The 16,087-nt window shown below is 64.6% G+C and carries 12 protein-coding genes and 1 pseudogene; 9 read left to right on the top strand and 4 right to left on the bottom strand.

Going from position 1 to position 16,087, the window contains the following annotated elements:
* Window positions 1-281: 281 nt before the first annotated feature.
* From rpe to ACIU1A_RS28580, 3 genes and pseudogenes are all read right to left on the bottom strand, one after another.
* Window positions 282-959 (bottom strand): ribulose-phosphate 3-epimerase, encoded by a 678-nt coding sequence (gene rpe / locus ACIU1A_RS28590; protein ID WP_404925839.1) that lies wholly within the window; start codon window positions 957-959, stop codon window positions 282-284.
* A gap of 201 nt (window positions 960-1,160) precedes the next feature.
* Window positions 1,161-4,922, bottom strand: a complete 3,762-nt coding sequence (locus ACIU1A_RS28585; RefSeq protein WP_404925838.1) for a hypothetical protein — start codon at window positions 4,920-4,922, stop codon at window positions 1,161-1,163.
* Window positions 4,923-4,932: 10 nt separating this feature from the next.
* Window positions 4,933-7,159: pseudogene (locus ACIU1A_RS28580) on the bottom strand (hypothetical protein).
* Window positions 7,160-7,505: 346 nt separating this feature from the next.
* Here ACIU1A_RS28580 and dnaK point away from each other — a divergent pair.
* The 9 genes from dnaK (at window position 7,506) to ACIU1A_RS28535 (ending at window position 14,934) form a co-directional block, all read left to right on the top strand.
* The gene (gene dnaK, locus ACIU1A_RS28575) at window positions 7,506-9,422 is read left to right on the top strand and encodes a molecular chaperone DnaK (protein WP_140514198.1); all 1,917 of its coding nucleotides are present in this window, start codon (window positions 7,506-7,508) and stop codon (window positions 9,420-9,422) included.
* Window positions 9,423-9,635: 213 nt separating this feature from the next.
* The gene (gene dnaJ, locus ACIU1A_RS28570; RefSeq protein WP_140491627.1) at window positions 9,636-10,766 is read left to right on the top strand and encodes a molecular chaperone DnaJ; all 1,131 of its coding nucleotides are present in this window, start codon (window positions 9,636-9,638) and stop codon (window positions 10,764-10,766) included.
* Window positions 10,767-10,976: 210 nt separating this feature from the next.
* Window positions 10,977-11,582: a phospholipid N-methyltransferase PmtA gene (pmtA, locus tag ACIU1A_RS28565; protein WP_404925837.1), complete on the top strand. Its 606-nt coding sequence runs from the start codon at window positions 10,977-10,979 to the stop codon at window positions 11,580-11,582.
* A 222-nt stretch (window positions 11,583-11,804) separates the two neighbouring features.
* On the top strand, window positions 11,805-12,401 hold the full coding sequence (locus ACIU1A_RS28560) for an NADPH-dependent FMN reductase (protein WP_140491631.1): 597 nt from the start codon (window positions 11,805-11,807) through the stop codon (window positions 12,399-12,401).
* Between the two features lie 11 nt (window positions 12,402-12,412).
* On the top strand, window positions 12,413-13,111 hold the full coding sequence (pyrF, locus tag ACIU1A_RS28555) for an orotidine-5'-phosphate decarboxylase (RefSeq protein ID WP_140563966.1): 699 nt from the start codon (window positions 12,413-12,415) through the stop codon (window positions 13,109-13,111).
* Between the two features lie 29 nt (window positions 13,112-13,140).
* Window positions 13,141-13,428: a DUF1330 domain-containing protein gene (locus tag ACIU1A_RS28550; RefSeq protein ID WP_404925836.1), complete on the top strand. Its 288-nt coding sequence runs from the start codon at window positions 13,141-13,143 to the stop codon at window positions 13,426-13,428.
* Window positions 13,429-13,706: 278 nt separating this feature from the next.
* Entirely contained in the window at window positions 13,707-14,027 is a 321-nt protein-coding gene (locus ACIU1A_RS28545; RefSeq protein WP_140491640.1) for a helix-turn-helix transcriptional regulator, read from the top strand.
* Window positions 14,024-14,488: an SRPBCC family protein gene (locus ACIU1A_RS28540; protein ID WP_140491642.1), complete on the top strand. Its 465-nt coding sequence runs from the start codon at window positions 14,024-14,026 to the stop codon at window positions 14,486-14,488. Before ACIU1A_RS28545 ends, ACIU1A_RS28540 begins: the two co-directional genes overlap by 4 nt.
* Window positions 14,489-14,517: 29 nt before the next feature.
* The gene (locus ACIU1A_RS28535) at window positions 14,518-14,934 is read left to right on the top strand and encodes a GFA family protein (RefSeq protein WP_404925835.1); all 417 of its coding nucleotides are present in this window, start codon (window positions 14,518-14,520) and stop codon (window positions 14,932-14,934) included.
* A 26-nt stretch (window positions 14,935-14,960) separates the two neighbouring features.
* Here ACIU1A_RS28535 and ACIU1A_RS28530 read toward each other — a convergent pair whose 3' ends face one another.
* Window positions 14,961-16,013: a D-alanine:D-lactate ligase-like protein gene (locus ACIU1A_RS28530; RefSeq protein ID WP_140514190.1), complete on the bottom strand. Its 1,053-nt coding sequence runs from the start codon at window positions 16,011-16,013 to the stop codon at window positions 14,961-14,963.
* Between the last annotated feature and the right edge of the window lie 74 nt (window positions 16,014-16,087).

Raw genomic sequence — 16,087 nt, 5'->3', positions numbered from 1 at the left:
ATGCACGATCCTATATCCGGTCGAACGAAATCATGTTCGGCTACAATCGGCGGAAATTTAACGTGTTTTATATGCAGGATCACTTGTTCTTCCGTGCGCCCGCGCGAACCTCTTTTCCGTCGCGCGCAAAAGACACCGAACAGTGGGGACCGAATCGGGCCTTTTATCCTGCCCATCGCTTTTGTCGCGGGGCCAGCCGCAGCGAAGCGCGCAGTGCAGGTCCCCAGGATTGACCCGTGGGTATCGTGGCCTCCGGCCCATAGGCTCCCTGTGCGGTGCTTTTAGCCGGCTGCCTTGTCGGCCGCCGTCCTGATCGCCTCGATATTAGCCCGGTAGGCTTCCACGCTGCCGCCCTTGAAGATGGCGGCGCCGGCCACTAGCACATCGGCGCCGGCGGCGGTCACCAGCGGCGCGGTTTCGGGCGACACGCCGCCGTCGATCTCGATGCGGATCGGCCGGCCGCCGATCAGCGCCTTGACCCGCCTCACCTTATCGACGATTGCCGGAATGAAGGCCTGGCCCCCGAAACCCGGGTTGACGGTCATGATCAGGATCAGGTCGAGCCTGTCGAGCACGTATTCGATCGCACTTTCCGGCGTTGCCGGATTGAGCGAAACGCCGGCCTTCTTGCCGAGATTCCTGATCGTCTGCAACGAGCGGTCGAGATGCGGCCCGGCCTCGGCATGCACCGTCATGCCGTCGCAACCGGCCTCGGCGAAGGCTGCCAGGTAGGGATCGGCCGGCGCAATCATCAAGTGGCAGTCGAAGAAAGCCTTGGTGCGATCGCGGATCGCCTTGATCACCGGCGGACCGAAGGTGATGTTGGGGACGAAATGGCCGTCCATCACATCGAGATGGATCCAGTCGGCGCCGGCTGCCGCGACGGCCTCGACCTCGTCGCCCAGCTTCGAAAAGTCCGAAGCCAGCACCGAAGGTGCGATCAAGGTTTTTTTCGTCATGATGACGGGGCCTTTCCGAGCGCCTTTTTCATCTGATCACTGCCTAAAGCGCAGCCGCTGACTTGTCGAGGGTGCGAGCTTGGCGGTTCCACAGCTGGGGTAGTGCGGCGTCCTCTTCGTGTTGCAGCTTCAGCCTGCCCGGCCACGAAGAACCCCGCCGGATTGCTCCGGCGGGGTTTCCGATGTCCCTTCAGGCGATGGTTACTGCTGCTGGAGATTCAGGATTCTGTTTGGAGCCGTATCCTGCTGCTGTTCGGACTGCGGCCTGCGCCGTGGCAGAACCTGCTGCAGCAGCAGTCCCGGGTTGAGTTCCAGCGAGGGCTGCCCGCGCACCGGCCTGCAGTTTGGATAACGGCCGATCATGCCTTCCGGGCAACGCCGCCTGAAGATCGGCTGGCACTGGCCGTTGACCATTTGCGAGCCCGGCGCGCATTCGCTCTCTTGCCTGGACCGGCGGCATGCGCCGTCGATCACCTGGGTTCCACGCGGACAGACACACTCGCCGCGCTTGTTGTGGATCTGGCCGCGAATGTCGCACTGCTCCACATCGGGCTGCTTGCGCCGGCACACTCCATTGCGCAGCTCGGTCCCCCTCGGGCAGACGCAGTCGCCATTGGCGTCGTGGACCTGGCCGCGGATGGTGCATTGCTCAGGCTCCGGCTGGAGAGCCCGGCAGGCTCCCTTGCGCAGTTCGGTCCCTCGTGGGCAGACGCATTCGCCTTCCGCGCCGTGGACCTGGCCACGGATGGTGCATTGCTCGGGCTTCGGCCTGTCGCGCACGCAGGCGTTGGCATCCCGGTCGAGATGCGTGCCCCTGGGACAGGTGCAGCCATGGCCGTTCGATGTCGGCACCGAGCCCGGTATCGTGCAGCCCGGCCTGGATATCGTAACGCAGGCGCCATTCTCCAACTCGGTCCCGCGCGGACAGACGCAGCGTCCGTCCTCTGTGCGGAACTGGCCCTTGAGCAGCACGCAACGCTTTGGCTCCTTCGGCGGGATGATGACGCCGCCGGACGAGCACTGGCCGTTGCGATAGGTGGTGCCTTGCGGGCAGACGCACCGGCCGGCGTCGTTCATGACGAAGCCTGCCGAGCATTCCTTCTTCGTCTCATGCCTGATGGCGAAGGGATGGCAGGCATAGGCCTTGTCGCGATTGCCCTGGGTATTGGCCTGGTCGCGGGAAAGCACATCTCCGCCGCCCTGCACCCGCGTGTCGGGAGAGAGCACGCCGACGCAGTTCTGGCCGTTGACGCTGCCTTGCAGATTGGCCAGGCGGCCGTCGTCGGGGATGACCACGGTGACGTGGTGGACGCGGCTTTCGCCAGCGCCAAGCGTCAGGTCTGCGATGCAGGACGCAGGCAAGGCCGCCGGTTCCGGCGAGCAGCCGAAGGGCGGCTCGATCGAGGTGATCGCGACGCCTTCCAGCCGGCCGAGGCCTTCGACGCCGATCGCATCGCCGATGCGGACAGGGCCGGAAAATTCCGCCGGGCCGTCGTTGGTGATGGTGATCTCGAACGAGCAGGGTTCTCCGAGCCGGCACTCGCGGTCGCCGGTCTTCTCGACGCGGATGGACGAGACCCCGCCGCCCTTGGCGCAGGCCCGGCCGACCGGATGGACGACGTCCTCGCCCTGCGCCGGGTCGTAGGAGCCTCGCGCGCAATTCTCGAACTCGCCGTTGGCCGAAACCGTCACGTCGAAGTGCCTGCTGGTTCCGGGTGTCATGACGGCGCCTGGAATCTGGCACGCCAGCGTGTCGGCCGGAACCGGCCCGCATGCCCATTCCGCGCCGTCTGATGTGACGGTCTGGATCTGGACGGGCGCGCCGCCCGACACCAAAGTGGCGGCATCGTTGACCCGCACCGGACCGGTGGGGGCAGCCGTGCCGGCATTGCTGACGGTGATGCGGCAGGAGACGAAAGCGGCACCCGCCAGCGAACCGCCGCATGTCTTGGTGATACGCAGGACAGGCTGGCCGCCATTGGGACGAGGGATGCGTTGCTTGGCGCAGGCCCGGTTATTGGTGAGGTCGGTTTCGCCGGGGATCGGTTTCACCTCGGCGCAATTCTCGACCGTGTCCGACCGGTAGCCGGCCGGCACCACCGCCTTGACGACGATCGCCGTCAAAGCGCCCGGCGGCAGCGAGATGCCGGCATTGTCGCAACGGAACTGGCCGGGGCCGTTCGGACCGCATGTCCAGGGTGGGCTCGGGCCAAAGGTCGAGGAGGCCGGCGCGCCCCCGGGATAGGTGTCGATCACGGTCAGCGGCCCGTTATAGGTCGAGGTGCCGTTGTTGATGATGTCGATGACGAAGCTGCACACGCCATCGGCGGTGCAGGCTTCCGCGCGCGCACGCTTTTTCAGGATCAGGTCGGCCTTCTTCTCGACCGGCGGCCGGCAGTCGCGATCGCGATCGCCACGCCGGCAGATCGGGATCGAGGCGCAGCCACGGTCGTTGGCCTGGCTGCCGAACAGCGGCTTGCCGGCGGCGGCATAGTTATAGGCGGCACAGTTGCGCAAGCTGCTGCCTTGCCAGCCGCCAGCCGGCTTGAAGCCGAGCTCCAGGTCGATGAAAGCCCCCGGATTGAGCGTGGTCACCGGATGGGTGCACGTCATCGGGGTGGCGCCGGGCACACAGATCCAGGGCGGATTTGGCCCTGAATCGAGCGTCGAGCCGGCCGGCAACGTCACCTCGTCAAGCACGATCTTGCCGTTATAGGGCGCGTCGCCGACATTGGTGACCCGGATGCTGAAGTCGCAGCCGCCGCCCATCGTGCAGCGCGTGACATCGGCGCGTTTCTCGACCTTCAGGTCCGGTTCCCTGTCCTTGGGCGGACATCTCTGGTCGCGCGGGATGACGATGTCGATGGTTTGCGTGCAGCACAGCCCCCAACCCTCTTTCGGCCCGGCATAGGTCTCGATGCCGGTGACGACGAGGTGGATGACGTCGCCGGGCGAGGCGCCGACGATCTTCCAGTTCAGCACACCGCCGCCGGCCGGCACCTTCTGTGTGTCGGGGACGATGGTGATGCCTGGCGTGGCGGTCGAAAGCTGCACCCACCTGCCGCCCATCTCGGGACCGACAGGCATATGGTAGATGAACGCGCCGCCGCCGGGCACGCAGTCGACCGTGCTGCGCTCCACCTTGAAGCATTCCTTGCCCGGAGGCGGCGGTGGCGGCGGATTGCACTTGGTCAGGTCGATCCGGATCGAGGTCTTTTCGCCGGTGAGAAAATTGCCGTCGTCCGGCTTGCCCGGATCCTGTGAGGGAATGATGGTTCCCGTGCCGGTGCCGACGGTGACTTTGATCAGGCCCTGATTGTCGACCGTCGCCGGCGCGGGGAACGCCGCGTGGTCGATCCGGGCGGTGATGCGGAAAGTGATGACGCGTTCGCCCGGTGCGCCCGAGCCGTCGAGATCGGAAGCGGAAATCCGGAAATCCGAAACCGTTGCCGTGTCGTTGGGGCCGGCCGAATTGCTGATGACGGCGCCAGGCAGAGGTCCGCCCGACGCATCGGTGCCGTCACCGGAGACCTGCATGTCGACGATCTGCAAGCCATGCGGGAGCTGGTCCTTGAAGTCGAGCCGGGCCCTCTGCAGCGAAGCCGACAGCCCCGGACTGGAGAAGGCTTGCGGGGCGCCGCGCAGGCCGAAGCTCAACGTGTAGAAGACATAGTCGCAGCTTCGCTGGCCGCCGGTCTTGGTGAAGAACGGCACGGCCCGTCCGGCCTCCGGATTGATGATGTGCGGATTGTCGAGCTTGAATTCCATATCCGGGCCGGCGGCCTGGACGGTCCTGGCCGGAGCCGTGTCTTCGGCAAGTGCCGGCAGTGCAGGCACCATGGCGACCGCGATACCGGCCGCCATCAGCCAGCGCGCGCCGCGCCTAGCAAAAGACAGGGGCCTCGTGCTCATGACCGTTGCCTTGTCGGCGACGCCAAGCAGGGAGAGTGCGAGATTGTTCATCGTCCCCTCCTCAGCGTTCGCAGCTGACGGCTGGCGTTCTGAGCGGCAAGGTCATCTTGCAGCAAGGGTAGTAGCCGCCCTTGTCCTTGTCGGACTTCCTGTAGAAGCAGAGCTCGACATCGACCGTGTCGCCCGGATCGTGGCCGGTGATGCCGATCGTGTATGGCTTGCCAGGCACATGCGACATGGGCGAGGTCACCCCGACGCCTGGCGTCCTGGACTGGGCCTTGATCGAATCGCCGCCGAAGCCGGCATGGTCATGAAGGTAGAGGTCCGCCTCGAGCCCGCGCGGCGTGCAGAAATACCTGACATCGTCGACATCGAGACAGGAGGGCAGGTTGCCGGGCGGCGGGAAGTCCGGCGGATAGAAGGGTGGCAGATAGCCGCCCGGGATTTCCTCATAATAGCCGGCGCGGCCCTCGCAGGGATGCCAGACGGCGACGTCGCCGACATGGGCTTCCACTTCCGGGTCCTCGAAATAGCCGTCGAAGTCGACGAACCAGGAGCCGAAAGGCGGCACATTGGCCGGCTTGACCAGTTCCCTGGGCGTGATCTGCACGCCATGCACGGCGAGCGGCCCGCCAGCGGCGAGCCGCTCGGCAAGAGCCGGATTGTCGCGCAATTTGTCGCCGGTGTTGACCAGCGTCCGGGTGCAGGCCGACGTGTCGAGATCGCCCTCGGCGTCGTAGCCATATTGCAGGTCCAGCCCGCCGACCGACTGCCTGAAACCTTGCGGGAAGCCGACGGCATATTCCTGCGGCGCTTCCACCCAGACCGATTCCGTTGCCGGATCGTCCGGGTTTTCGCTGAAGTAGCGGATGACCTCGCCCTTGCCGGAATCGGCGAGCTGGCTGTAGTCGTAGCGGTTCTCGACCGGGCCGCGCTGGGCCAGGTACATGAAGCCGCTATCGTCGAAGGCGATGTCGGTGACGGCGTAGTCCTTGTCGGCCTTGACCGTCAGCTCCCAACGGGGATCGCCGGCGAAGCGGCCGTCGCGGGCAATGCCCACCGACCAGATCTCGGCCTTCTCGCCGACGGAATAATAGAGCCGGCCGCCATGATAGGCGACGGCCCAGACACGGCGCTCATCCTGGGTGTAGCCCCAGGTCTCGGGGTCTTCCGTGTCGAAGGCCGCGCCCTGTATGTCCATGACGGCGCCATCGTCGGCGACCGGAGCCAGGCCATGCGCCGGGCGCCCGGCGACGCCATGGTCGAACGTGTCGACCAGCGCGCCATTGGCGGCGATGCGATGGATCAGACCGGTATCGAGGTCGGAGGCGAAGACCTGGTGGTGGATGGGGTCGAAGGTGAGATTTCCGATGCCGGGCCCGCTGTTGGTGTCGATGTCGGCGAATTTGGCGACCTGGCCGGTGATGCCGTCGACCTTCCAGATGGTGCCCGGCCCGCCGCCGTTCTCGGTGCCGAACTGGCCCTCCATGAAGGCAGCGCCTGCCATGCCGCGGCGCTGCCGCTCCGGACGGCCGTCATCGTCGGCGTCAGGCGTGACGATGCGGATGCCGTGCAGCGAGGTGGCGCCGGCATAGAGATTGGGAATGCCTGACGGGACGCCATCGCGCATGCCGTCATCATAGGTGAGGCCGAACACCTGGCCGATCTGGCCTGATGTCACCTCGAAAGGCGGTGGCGTGTAGACGAGCTGGCCGGAGGCCGGCCTGCCCAGCCTTGAAACGTCGAAAACGCGCAAGGCGGGGCGCGCCGTGTCGATGAAGGTTTCGTCGACCGGATCGACGCCGGGCGGCAGGCCCCCTTTTCGGAATCTGAAGAGTCGAAATCGGGAATGACGGTGCCGGAAAATCCGGTGACCGCCATCGAGCCGGGATAGATGATCCGGGTTTCCTGCGCCCGCGCGGGGCCGCCAAGCCATAGGCCGGCGGTCAGCGCCAGGACAAGAAAGGCGCTGGCGGCCTTCGCCACGCCGCCCAAACCGCCGGCACGAGAGGGCGCGAACCGGCGGTGATCGCGAGACATGGAACTCCCCCGAAGTCTAAGGGAGAACCAACCAATCCTGCCGCGCAAACCAGCGCAAGGCGCGGCGTTCCGGCACGTTCGTCCCCGATCGAATTGTCTGCTTTCCTCATAATTACGATACGCCTGCTCCTGTGCAGGGTCAACGGAACCGGCGGAAAGCCAAGCGCATCGACCCTGTCGCGAAGATGATGGTCGCGCCGAGCTCCTGTTGGTCGGGGAGGCCATGGCGTCCCTGGGGTGCTGGTCATGGTGGCTCCCTTTCCCGTGGCCGCATCATGCGGCGCCTGAGCGTCAGTCGCACGCGGAGGCGGAAAGGTTCACCGTGGGGTCTGATTATTCTTTCCAGACCGCAGCGAGGCGGAACGGGCGCAAATGCCTCAGGCGCAGGCGTAATTGCGCCGTTTCGCCATCCGCTGGCGAGGATGGTGGAAGCCTTGCGCAGAATGCTTGCGCCCGATGCTGCCTGTTCTTATATACGCGCCAAGCCGTCCAGCGCCGCAACAGCGGTTGCCGAACGGGATTTCTTGTGAACAGGGGCTTTCGTCGGAACGCCTTACGGGTCCTGAGAGCCTGCTTAGCGGAGAGACTAGAAAAATGGCAAAAGTAATCGGTATCGATCTCGGCACCACCAACTCCTGCATCGCCATCATGGACGGCAAGGAGCCGAAGGTGATCGAGAATGCGGAAGGCGCGCGCACGACGCCTTCCATCGTCGCCATCTCGGGCGACGGCGAACGTCTCGTCGGCCAGCCGGCCAAGCGCCAGGCGGTCACCAATCCTGAAAACACCATCTTCGCGGTCAAGCGCCTGATCGGCCGCCGCTATGACGATCCGGTGACGGAAAAGGACAAGAAGCTTGTCCCCTACAAGATCGTCAAGGGCGACAATGGCGATGCCTGGGTCGAGGCCGGCGGCAAGAAGCAGTCGCCCAGCCAGATCTCGGCCATGATCCTGCAGAAGATGAAGGAAACGGCGGAAGCCTATCTCGGCGAGAAGGTCGAGAAGGCGGTCATCACCGTTCCGGCCTATTTCAATGACGCCCAGCGCCAGGCGACCAAGGACGCCGGCAAGATCGCCGGCCTCGAAGTGCTGCGCATCATCAACGAGCCGACCGCGGCTGCCCTCGCCTACGGCCTCGACAAGAAGGACGGCAAGACCATCGCCGTCTATGACCTTGGCGGCGGCACGTTCGACATTTCGGTGCTCGAGATCGGTGACGGCGTGTTCGAGGTGAAGTCGACCAATGGCGACACCTTCCTCGGCGGCGAGGATTTCGACATGCGCCTCGTCGAATATCTGGCGGCCGAGTTCAAGAAGGAACAGGGCATCGACCTGAAGAACGACAAGCTTGCCTTGCAGCGCCTCAAGGAGGCTGCCGAGAAGGCCAAGATCGAGCTGTCGTCGACGACGCAGACCGAGATCAACCTGCCGTTCATCACCGCCGACGCCACCGGGCCCAAGCACCTGACGCTGAAGCTGACGCGCGCCAAGTTCGAAAGCCTGGTCGAAGACCTCGTCCAGCGCACCATCGATCCGTGCAAGGCGGCGCTCAAGGATGCCGGCCTGAAGGCGGGCGAGATCGACGAAGTGGTGCTGGTCGGCGGCATGACCCGCATGCCCAAGATCCAGGAAATCGTGAAGCAGTTCTTCGGCAAGGAGCCGCACAAGGGCGTCAACCCCGATGAGGTCGTCGCACTCGGCGCCGCCATCCAGGCCGGCGTGCTGCAGGGCGATGTCAAGGACGTGCTGCTGCTCGACGTGACCCCGCTGTCGCTCGGCATCGAGACGCTGGGCGGCGTGTTCACCCGGCTGATCGAGCGCAACACGACGATCCCGACGAAGAAGAGCCAGGTGTTCTCGACGGCTGAGGATTCGCAGTCGGCCGTGACCATCCGGGTCTTCCAGGGCGAGCGCGAAATGGCCGCCGACAACAAGGCGCTCGGCCAGTTCGACCTGGTCGGCATTCCGCCGGCCCCGCGCGGCGTGCCGCAGATCGAGGTCACCTTCGACATCGACGCCAACGGCATCGTCAATGTTTCGGCCAAGGACAAGGGCACCGGCAAGGAGCACCAGATCCGCATCCAGGCCTCGGGTGGCCTTTCGGACGCCGACATCGAGAAGATGGTGAAGGATGCCGAAGCCAATGCCGACGCCGACAAGAAGCGGCGCGCGCTGGTCGAGGCCCGCAACCAGGCCGAGGCGCTGGTGCATTCCTCGGAGAAGTCGCTGAAGGAATATGGCGACAAGGTCTCGGAAGCCGACCGCACGGCGATATCGGACGCGATCGCGGCGCTGAAGACCGCTACCGAGGGTGACGACGCAGCGGAAATCGAAGCCAAGAGCCAAGCGCTCGCGGAGGCTTCGATGAAGCTCGGCCAGGCCATGTACGAGGCCTCGCAGAAGGAAGCGGCGGAAGCCGATGCCAAGGCGGACGCCGCCAAGGACTCGGATGTGGTCGATGCCGATTTCGAGGAAATCGACGAGGACGACGACAAGAAGAAGTCGGCCTGAACCGGCTGACGGCAAGATAAAGCGGAAAGCCCGGCGCAAAGCCGGGCTTTTTTGCAACCCTGGCAGAAAAAGTGCGGAAAAAATCGTCGAAAAACACGAACAGCTCCGCACCGGCCCTAGCATCCGGGCTGCGCCGATCCTAAATCGTGGCAACGTGCCGGCAAACGACGCAACACTGCATGAAGACGTTGAGCATCCGGACAGCGGGAAAAAATGAAAGCTGATTTCTACGAAACGCTGGGCGTGCACAAGGGTGCCGACGACAAGGAACTGAAGAGCGCTTTCCGCAAGCTCGCCATGCAGTTCCACCCCGACCGCAATCCGGGCGACCATGCCTGCGAGCACAAATTCAAGGAAATCAACGAAGCCTACGAGACGCTGAAGGATCCGCAGAAGCGCGCGGCCTATGACCGTTTCGGTCACGCGGCCTTCGAGCAGGGCGGCATGAACGGCGGCGCACACGGCTTCGGCGCCGGCGGCTTCGCCGACATTTTCGAGGACATTTTCGGCGACATGATGGGTGGCCGCCAGCGCCGCTCTTCCGGCGGCCGCGAGCGCGGCGCCGACCTGCGCTACAACATGGAAATCTCACTGGAAGAGGCCTTTGCCGGCAAGACCGCGCAGATCCGCGTGCCGGCCTCGATCTCCTGTTCGGAATGCTCGGGAACCGGCGCCAAGCCCGGAACCCAGCCGGTCACGTGCTCGATGTGCAACGGCCACGGCAAGGTGCGCGCCACGCAAGGCTTCTTCTCCATCGAGCGCACCTGCCCGCAATGCCAGGGCCGCGGCCAGACGATCAAGGATCCGTGCCCGAAATGCGCCGGCCAGGGCCGCGTCACCGAGGAGCGGTCGCTGTCGGTCAACATCCCAGCCGGCATCGAGGACGGCACCCGCATCCGGCTTGCCAATGAGGGCGAAGCCGGCTTGCGCGGCGGACCGTCGGGCGACCTCTACATTTTCCTGGCGGTCAAGCCGCACGAATTCTTCCAGCGCGACGGCGCCGACCTCTACTGCAAGGTGCCGATCTCGATGACGACGGCCGCCCTTGGCGGCTCGTTCGAGGTGACGACGCTGGACGGAACGCAGACCAAGGTGAAGGTGCCGGAGGGCACCCAGAACGGCCGCCAGTTCCGCCTCAAGGGCAAGGGCATGCCGGTGCTGCGCCAGCCCAATGTCGGCGACCTCTACATCCAGACGGCGGTCGAGACGCCGCAGAATCTGTCGCGCCGCCAACGCGAGTTGCTGGAGGAGTTCGAACAGCTCTCCTCACAGGACAATTCCCCCCAATCGAGCGGCTTTTTCGCCCGCATGAAGGACTTTTTCGAGTCGTTCGGCGAGCGTTGATCGACGGCCTGTGCGCATATGGCTTGCCTTGCCGATGTCGGCGCTGCCCCTCACCTGCCGGGCGGCCAACATGCGCCGTGAAAACCGCAGTAGGCGCGCATTTTTAGACGCGACGAAAACTATCTTATCCACGACATTGGCATAACCCTGCCTTGCCTTGGGCGGCTTAGGTGTTAAGTAGCTCTCAGGGGAGCGCTGAGGAGAGCTTGCATGACACGTGGTCCGGGACTGCGGAAGGCGCTTGCCGAAAAGTTCGATGACGAGCTGAAGTTCTTCAAGGGCTGGATCGACAAGCCGAAGACGGTCGGCTCGATCGTGCCGACCAGTTCCATCACCGCCCGCAAGATGGCCTCGATCGTCGACCCGAAGTCCGGCCTGCCGGTGCTCGAGGTCGGGCCCGGCACCGGCGTCATCACCCGAGCCATCCTGGCCCAGGGCGTGAAGCCTGAAAACCTCTACGCGGTCGAATATTCCACCGATTTCGTGCGCCATCTGCGCCGGCTCTACCCCGGCGTCAACGTCATTGAGGGCGACGCCTTCAATCTCAACGCCACGCTTGGCGCCAAGAGCGGGATGATGTTCGATTCGGTGGTCTCGGGCGTGCCGCTGCTCAACTTCCCGGTCGCCCAGCGCATCGCCTATATCGAAAGCCTGCTTGACCGCATTCCGGCCGGCCGGCCGATCGTGCAGCTGACCTACGGCCCGATGTCGCCGATCCCGCCCGGCCGCGGCGACTATACGGTCAAGCATTTCGACTTCATCATCCGCAACATCCCGCCGACGCAGCTGTGGATCTACCGGCGCGAGGCGCATTAGGGATTGCGAAGCCGACCGCGAATGTCTTCGAAAGTCGTCATCCTGCGGCTTGTCCCGAGGATCTGCCGCATAGCGGTATCAGATGCGGTGGGCATTGGGACGAAAATGTCTGACTTGGATGCGTTGGCAGATCCTCGGGGCAAGCCCGAGGATGACGCTTTGCCTGATCTGCATTGATTTGAGCGGGCTCTGGCTGTACCTGTCCGGGAACAAGGTTGGCCAATGGCAGTGATCCCAAAAATCCTCGTCTTTGCCGGCTCGGTCCGGGCCGGGGCCTTCAGTGGCAGGACCGCCGACGTGGCGCAGAAGGAACTTGCGGTGCAAGGCGCCGAGGTCACTCGCATCTCGCTTGGCGACTATCCCTTGCCGATCATGGATGAGGATCTGGAGAAGGAAAAAGGCGTCCCCGAAAACGCCCTGAAACTTGCCCGGATGATCATTGCCCATGACGGGCTGCTGATCGCCACGCCCGAATATAACGGCTCCATTCCGCCGCTGCTGAAGAACACGATCGACTGGGTGAGCCGGGTGCGCAAGGATGGCGGCCGTGCGGTGAGGCCGTTTGCCGGCAAGGTCGCCGGCCTCAGTTCGTCTTCCAGCGGACACTTCGCCGGGATACGCTGCATCAACCATCTGCGCGCCGTGCTGGTGCGTTGCCAGATGGAGGTGGTGACGCCGGAATGCTCGGTGCCGGAAGGCGGCAACGCCTTCGACGAGGACGGGCGTTTCAAGGACGAACGACTGCACCGAACCATGGAGCACCTATGCCGCACGCTGATCGAAACCTCGCGCATGCTGTCGACCCGGGTCGAGCCGTGATCGCCAACGCCATGCAGACCGACACAATGCGCGAAAGGCTGATCGTCGGCCTCGACGTGCCGAGCTTGAAAGAGGCCGAGAAGGCGGTCTGCGAACTCGACGGCGTCGTCTCCTTCTACAAGATCGGCTACCAGCTCGCCTTCGCCGGCGGGCTCGATTTCGCAAAGGAGCTCGCCAGCGGGGGCAAGAAGATCTTTCTCGACATGAAGCTGCTCGACATCGACAACACGGTGGCCAAGGGGGTCGAGAACATCGTCAAGATGGGCATGACTATGCTGACGCTGCATGCCTATCCAAAGACGATGCGGGCGGCGGTGGAGGCGGCGAGAGGCAGCGAGCTTTGCCTGCTTGCCGTCACCGTGCTGACCTCGATGGACGAACAGGACGTGATCGACGCGGGCTATGAATACGACCCGCACACGCTGGTGCTGCGGCGCGCGGAACAGGCGCTGCATGCAGGCATGGGCGGCATCGTCTGCTCGGCCGCGGAAACAGAGGCGGTGCGCCGCATCGTCGGGCCCGACATGGCGGTGGTGACGCCAGGCATACGCCCCGCCGGCAGCGACCATGGCGACCAGAAGCGCGTGATGACGCCGGCGGATGCCATCCGCAGCGGCTCCAGCCATCTGGTCGTCGGGCGCCCGATCGTCGCCGCGGCGGACAGACGCGCGGCGGCTGAAGCCATCCTCGACGAAATGCGCTCGGCATAATTTCCAACGAACGGCTTCGGAGAAGAAGGATGCCCAAGGGATACTGGATCGCCCGCGTCGATGTGCGCGACGCGGAAGGCTACAAGGATTATGTCGCCGCCGCCAAGCCGGCCTTCGAGCGCTTCGGCGCGAAGTTCCTGGCGCGCGGCGGCGCGCATGAAAAGACCGAGGGGGCCGGGCGCGCGCGCAACGTCGTCATCGAGTTCGAGACGCTTGCCGCCGCGCATGACTGCTACCACTCGCCGGAATACCAGCGCGCCGCCGCCATTCGCCAGAAGGTCGCCGACGGCGAGATCGTGCTGGTCGAAGGCGTCTGAAGTCTATCGCGGCCGGCATCAGTGCCGGCCGCGGCCTTTGCACGAGTTCCTGAGCTTCACATCCCGTAGCCTGGCCCAGCAGGCGGCGCCCCGACCGGCTATATCTGAGCGATAACCGGCGCAGTCGTTCGACAACGGCCGCGGCATGGCCGGCGCACAACGCATTCAGCAATCGACGCTCGAACAGCCCTTAGCGCGGGTAGTTGCGATGTCGCTGATCACCAGTTGACATGCAGGTATTTACCTGCATATTATGGCTTCATATCAGAGTGAACCCGATGGACGCGGACAAGGTTTTCAAGGCGCTGGGCGACCCGACACGCAGAAGGCTGCTTGACCTTCTGTGCGAGAAGAACGGGCAGACGCTGGGCCAGCTTTGCGAACATCTCGATATGGCCAGGCAATCCGCCACCCAGCACATCGACCTGCTGGAGGCGGCCAATCTGGTGAGCACGGTCAAACGCGGCCGCGAGAAGCTGCATTTCATCAATCCCGTGCCGCTGCACGAGGTCTACGAGCGCTGGGTGCGCAAATTCGAACGCCAGCGGCTCAGCCTGCTGCATGACCTGAAACAGGAACTCGAAGGAGAAGACAAATGACCGCAGAGACGACCAGCTTTGTCTACGTGACCTACATCCGCTCGACGCCGCAAAAAGTGTTCGAGGCCATAACCAGGCCCGACATCGCACGGCGTTACTGGGGCCACGAGAACGTCTCGGACTGGAAGGCGGGATCGAAATGGGAACATATCCGCGCCAATGACGAGCGCACCGTCGAACTGGTCGGCAAGGTCGTCGAGATCTCGCCGCCGACCCGTCTCGTGATGACCTGGGCAAACGCTTCGCAGGCCGACGATCCGTCGAAACACAGCCGGGTGACGTTCGCCATCGAGGAATACGACACGATGGTGCGGCTGACCGTCAGCCATGACGAACTCGAAGCCGGCAGCGGCATGGCGAAGGGCGTCAGCCAGGGATGGCCGGCGGTGCTGTCCAGCATGAAATCCTTCCTGGAGACCGGCAGCGGCATCGATATTTTCGCCAAGCCGAAATCGGCCTGACCAGCAAATCCGACTGCAGGAAAACGACAATGACCAAACGCTACACCGGCGGATGCGCATGCGGTGCGATCCGCTATGAAACGAGCAGCGAACCCATCTTTCAAAACCACTGCCAATGCCACGAGTGCCAGAAGCGAAGCGGCACGGGCCACAGCTCCTATCTGACCTTCCCCCGGCGAGCCGATGTGACGATCACGGGCGAAGCGAGCACCTGGCGGGTGGCGGGCGACAGCGGCAACGAAAAGATCCACGCCTTCTGCCCGACCTGTGGAACGCCGGTCTACCTGACGCAGGTCGCAAGGCCGGACCTGATAGCGGTTCACGCGACCAGCCTTGACGATCCCGGCCAGTTCAATCCGCAGGTGGTCACATATGCCATCCGCGGCCGTGCCTGGGACAGGATAGATCCTTCCTTGCAGACATTCGAGCGAATGCCTTTGGGATAGCGTACGGCAGGCAATCTTGCCGCGCGCTAACGGGTCATCCGGTTCGCGGCGGTTTCGGCCATGGCGTCGGCGAGCTCCAGGTTCCATTGCGACCGGCAATAGGCGCGGAAATCGAAGCAGGGCAGGCCGGGGCAGACTTCGAATTCTATGAGGTGAACGGTGTCGTCGGGCTCGATGCGGAGATCGATGGAGAACACGTCGCGCAGGCCGAGCCCGCTCATCAGCCGTTCGGCGATCGCGCGGACTTTTGCATCGGCGACCGGCTGGCTTTCGGCGACCGGAAGCAGAAGCGGCTCGGCGTATTTGCCCGCCGCCTTCGCCGCCTCGCCGGTCTCGCCGTAAAGCGCCAGGCTGTCTTCCATGGTCTGGAAATCGCCGCCGGACTCGACGAAGGCGACGCCGAGCGCTTCGACGCCGGTGTCCGGCCTCAGGCCGAGGAAACTGGCGCGCGCATTGCGGCCGCCGACATAGGGCTGGACGACGGCGTCGTCGCGATAGGCGGCGAAAACACGCCGGCTAAGCTCCAGCGCGTGGCCGAGATCGCCGCAGCGCGAATCCGGCCAGATGCCGATCTTGGCGCCGAGCCGGTTCGGCTTGACGAACCAGCCGGCGGCGGAAACCGGCGGCTCGACCAGCCATTGTCCGTTGCGCGCCAGGCCGGCCTGCGGCACAGGCAGGCCGAGCGCGCCGAGCACGGCGCCGGAGCGAAACTTGTCCTGGCAGAGCGCGAACAGCGAGTCCTCGGCGCCGATCGTCTTCAGGCCGTTCAGCCTGGCAAGCGCGGGCGCCGTGCCGCCCCGGAAATAGGCGATGCCGTCGGTCAGCGTCCAGACCAGCGTGGCCGCCGGATCGGCCTTGGCGAGCATATCGGCGGCATCGTCCAGCTCCACCGCTGCGAAGCCGAGATCGCGCCGTTTGAAGGCAGAAGCGAGCGCGTCGAACTCATGCGCGAGATCGGTCGATTGCGCCAGGTAAGAAGCGATTTCGGCGGCACGCTCCGGCGCGTGGCCTTCGGCGAGGAGCCGCTCGAGGCAGGCCTTTTCCGGCTCATGGACGAGGATCAGCCTGGGGCTGGACATGACATGATTCCCAATGGTGCAATTCCACACCATCGCATGGCGAAGACGCCAGGCTTTCGCGAAACCGACGCGGG

It is taken from the genome of Mesorhizobium maamorense (assembly GCF_044998965.1).
Classification (GTDB): domain Bacteria; phylum Pseudomonadota; class Alphaproteobacteria; order Rhizobiales; family Rhizobiaceae; genus Mesorhizobium.
The sequence above is the reverse complement of the archived record's forward strand: the minus strand, read 5'-3'. Positions and strand labels throughout refer to the sequence as shown.

What these genes read in the sequence shown, in the direction of transcription:
- rpe (WP_404925839.1), bottom strand. Translation starts at nt 959, where the DNA reads ATGACGAAAAAAACCTTGATCGCACCTTCGGTGCTGGCTTCGGACTTT.
- ACIU1A_RS28550 (WP_404925836.1), top strand. Translation starts at nt 13,141, where the DNA reads ATGCCCAAGGGATACTGGATCGCCCGCGTCGATGTGCGCGACGCGGAA.
- ACIU1A_RS28540 (WP_140491642.1), top strand. Translation starts at nt 14,024, where the DNA reads ATGACCGCAGAGACGACCAGCTTTGTCTACGTGACCTACATCCGCTCG.
- ACIU1A_RS28535 (WP_404925835.1), top strand. Translation starts at nt 14,518, where the DNA reads ATGACCAAACGCTACACCGGCGGATGCGCATGCGGTGCGATCCGCTAT.
- dnaJ (WP_140491627.1), top strand. Translation starts at nt 9,636, where the DNA reads ATGAAAGCTGATTTCTACGAAACGCTGGGCGTGCACAAGGGTGCCGAC.
- dnaK (WP_140514198.1), top strand. Translation starts at nt 7,506, where the DNA reads ATGGCAAAAGTAATCGGTATCGATCTCGGCACCACCAACTCCTGCATC.
- ACIU1A_RS28530 (WP_140514190.1), bottom strand. Translation starts at nt 16,013, where the DNA reads ATGTCCAGCCCCAGGCTGATCCTCGTCCATGAGCCGGAAAAGGCCTGC.
- ACIU1A_RS28560 (WP_140491631.1), top strand. Translation starts at nt 11,805, where the DNA reads ATGGCAGTGATCCCAAAAATCCTCGTCTTTGCCGGCTCGGTCCGGGCC.
- pmtA (WP_404925837.1), top strand. Translation starts at nt 10,977, where the DNA reads ATGACACGTGGTCCGGGACTGCGGAAGGCGCTTGCCGAAAAGTTCGAT.
- pyrF (WP_140563966.1), top strand. Translation starts at nt 12,413, where the DNA reads ATGCAGACCGACACAATGCGCGAAAGGCTGATCGTCGGCCTCGACGTG.
- ACIU1A_RS28585 (WP_404925838.1), bottom strand. Translation starts at nt 4,922, where the DNA reads ATGAACAATCTCGCACTCTCCCTGCTTGGCGTCGCCGACAAGGCAACG.
- ACIU1A_RS28545 (WP_140491640.1), top strand. Translation starts at nt 13,707, where the DNA reads ATGGACGCGGACAAGGTTTTCAAGGCGCTGGGCGACCCGACACGCAGA.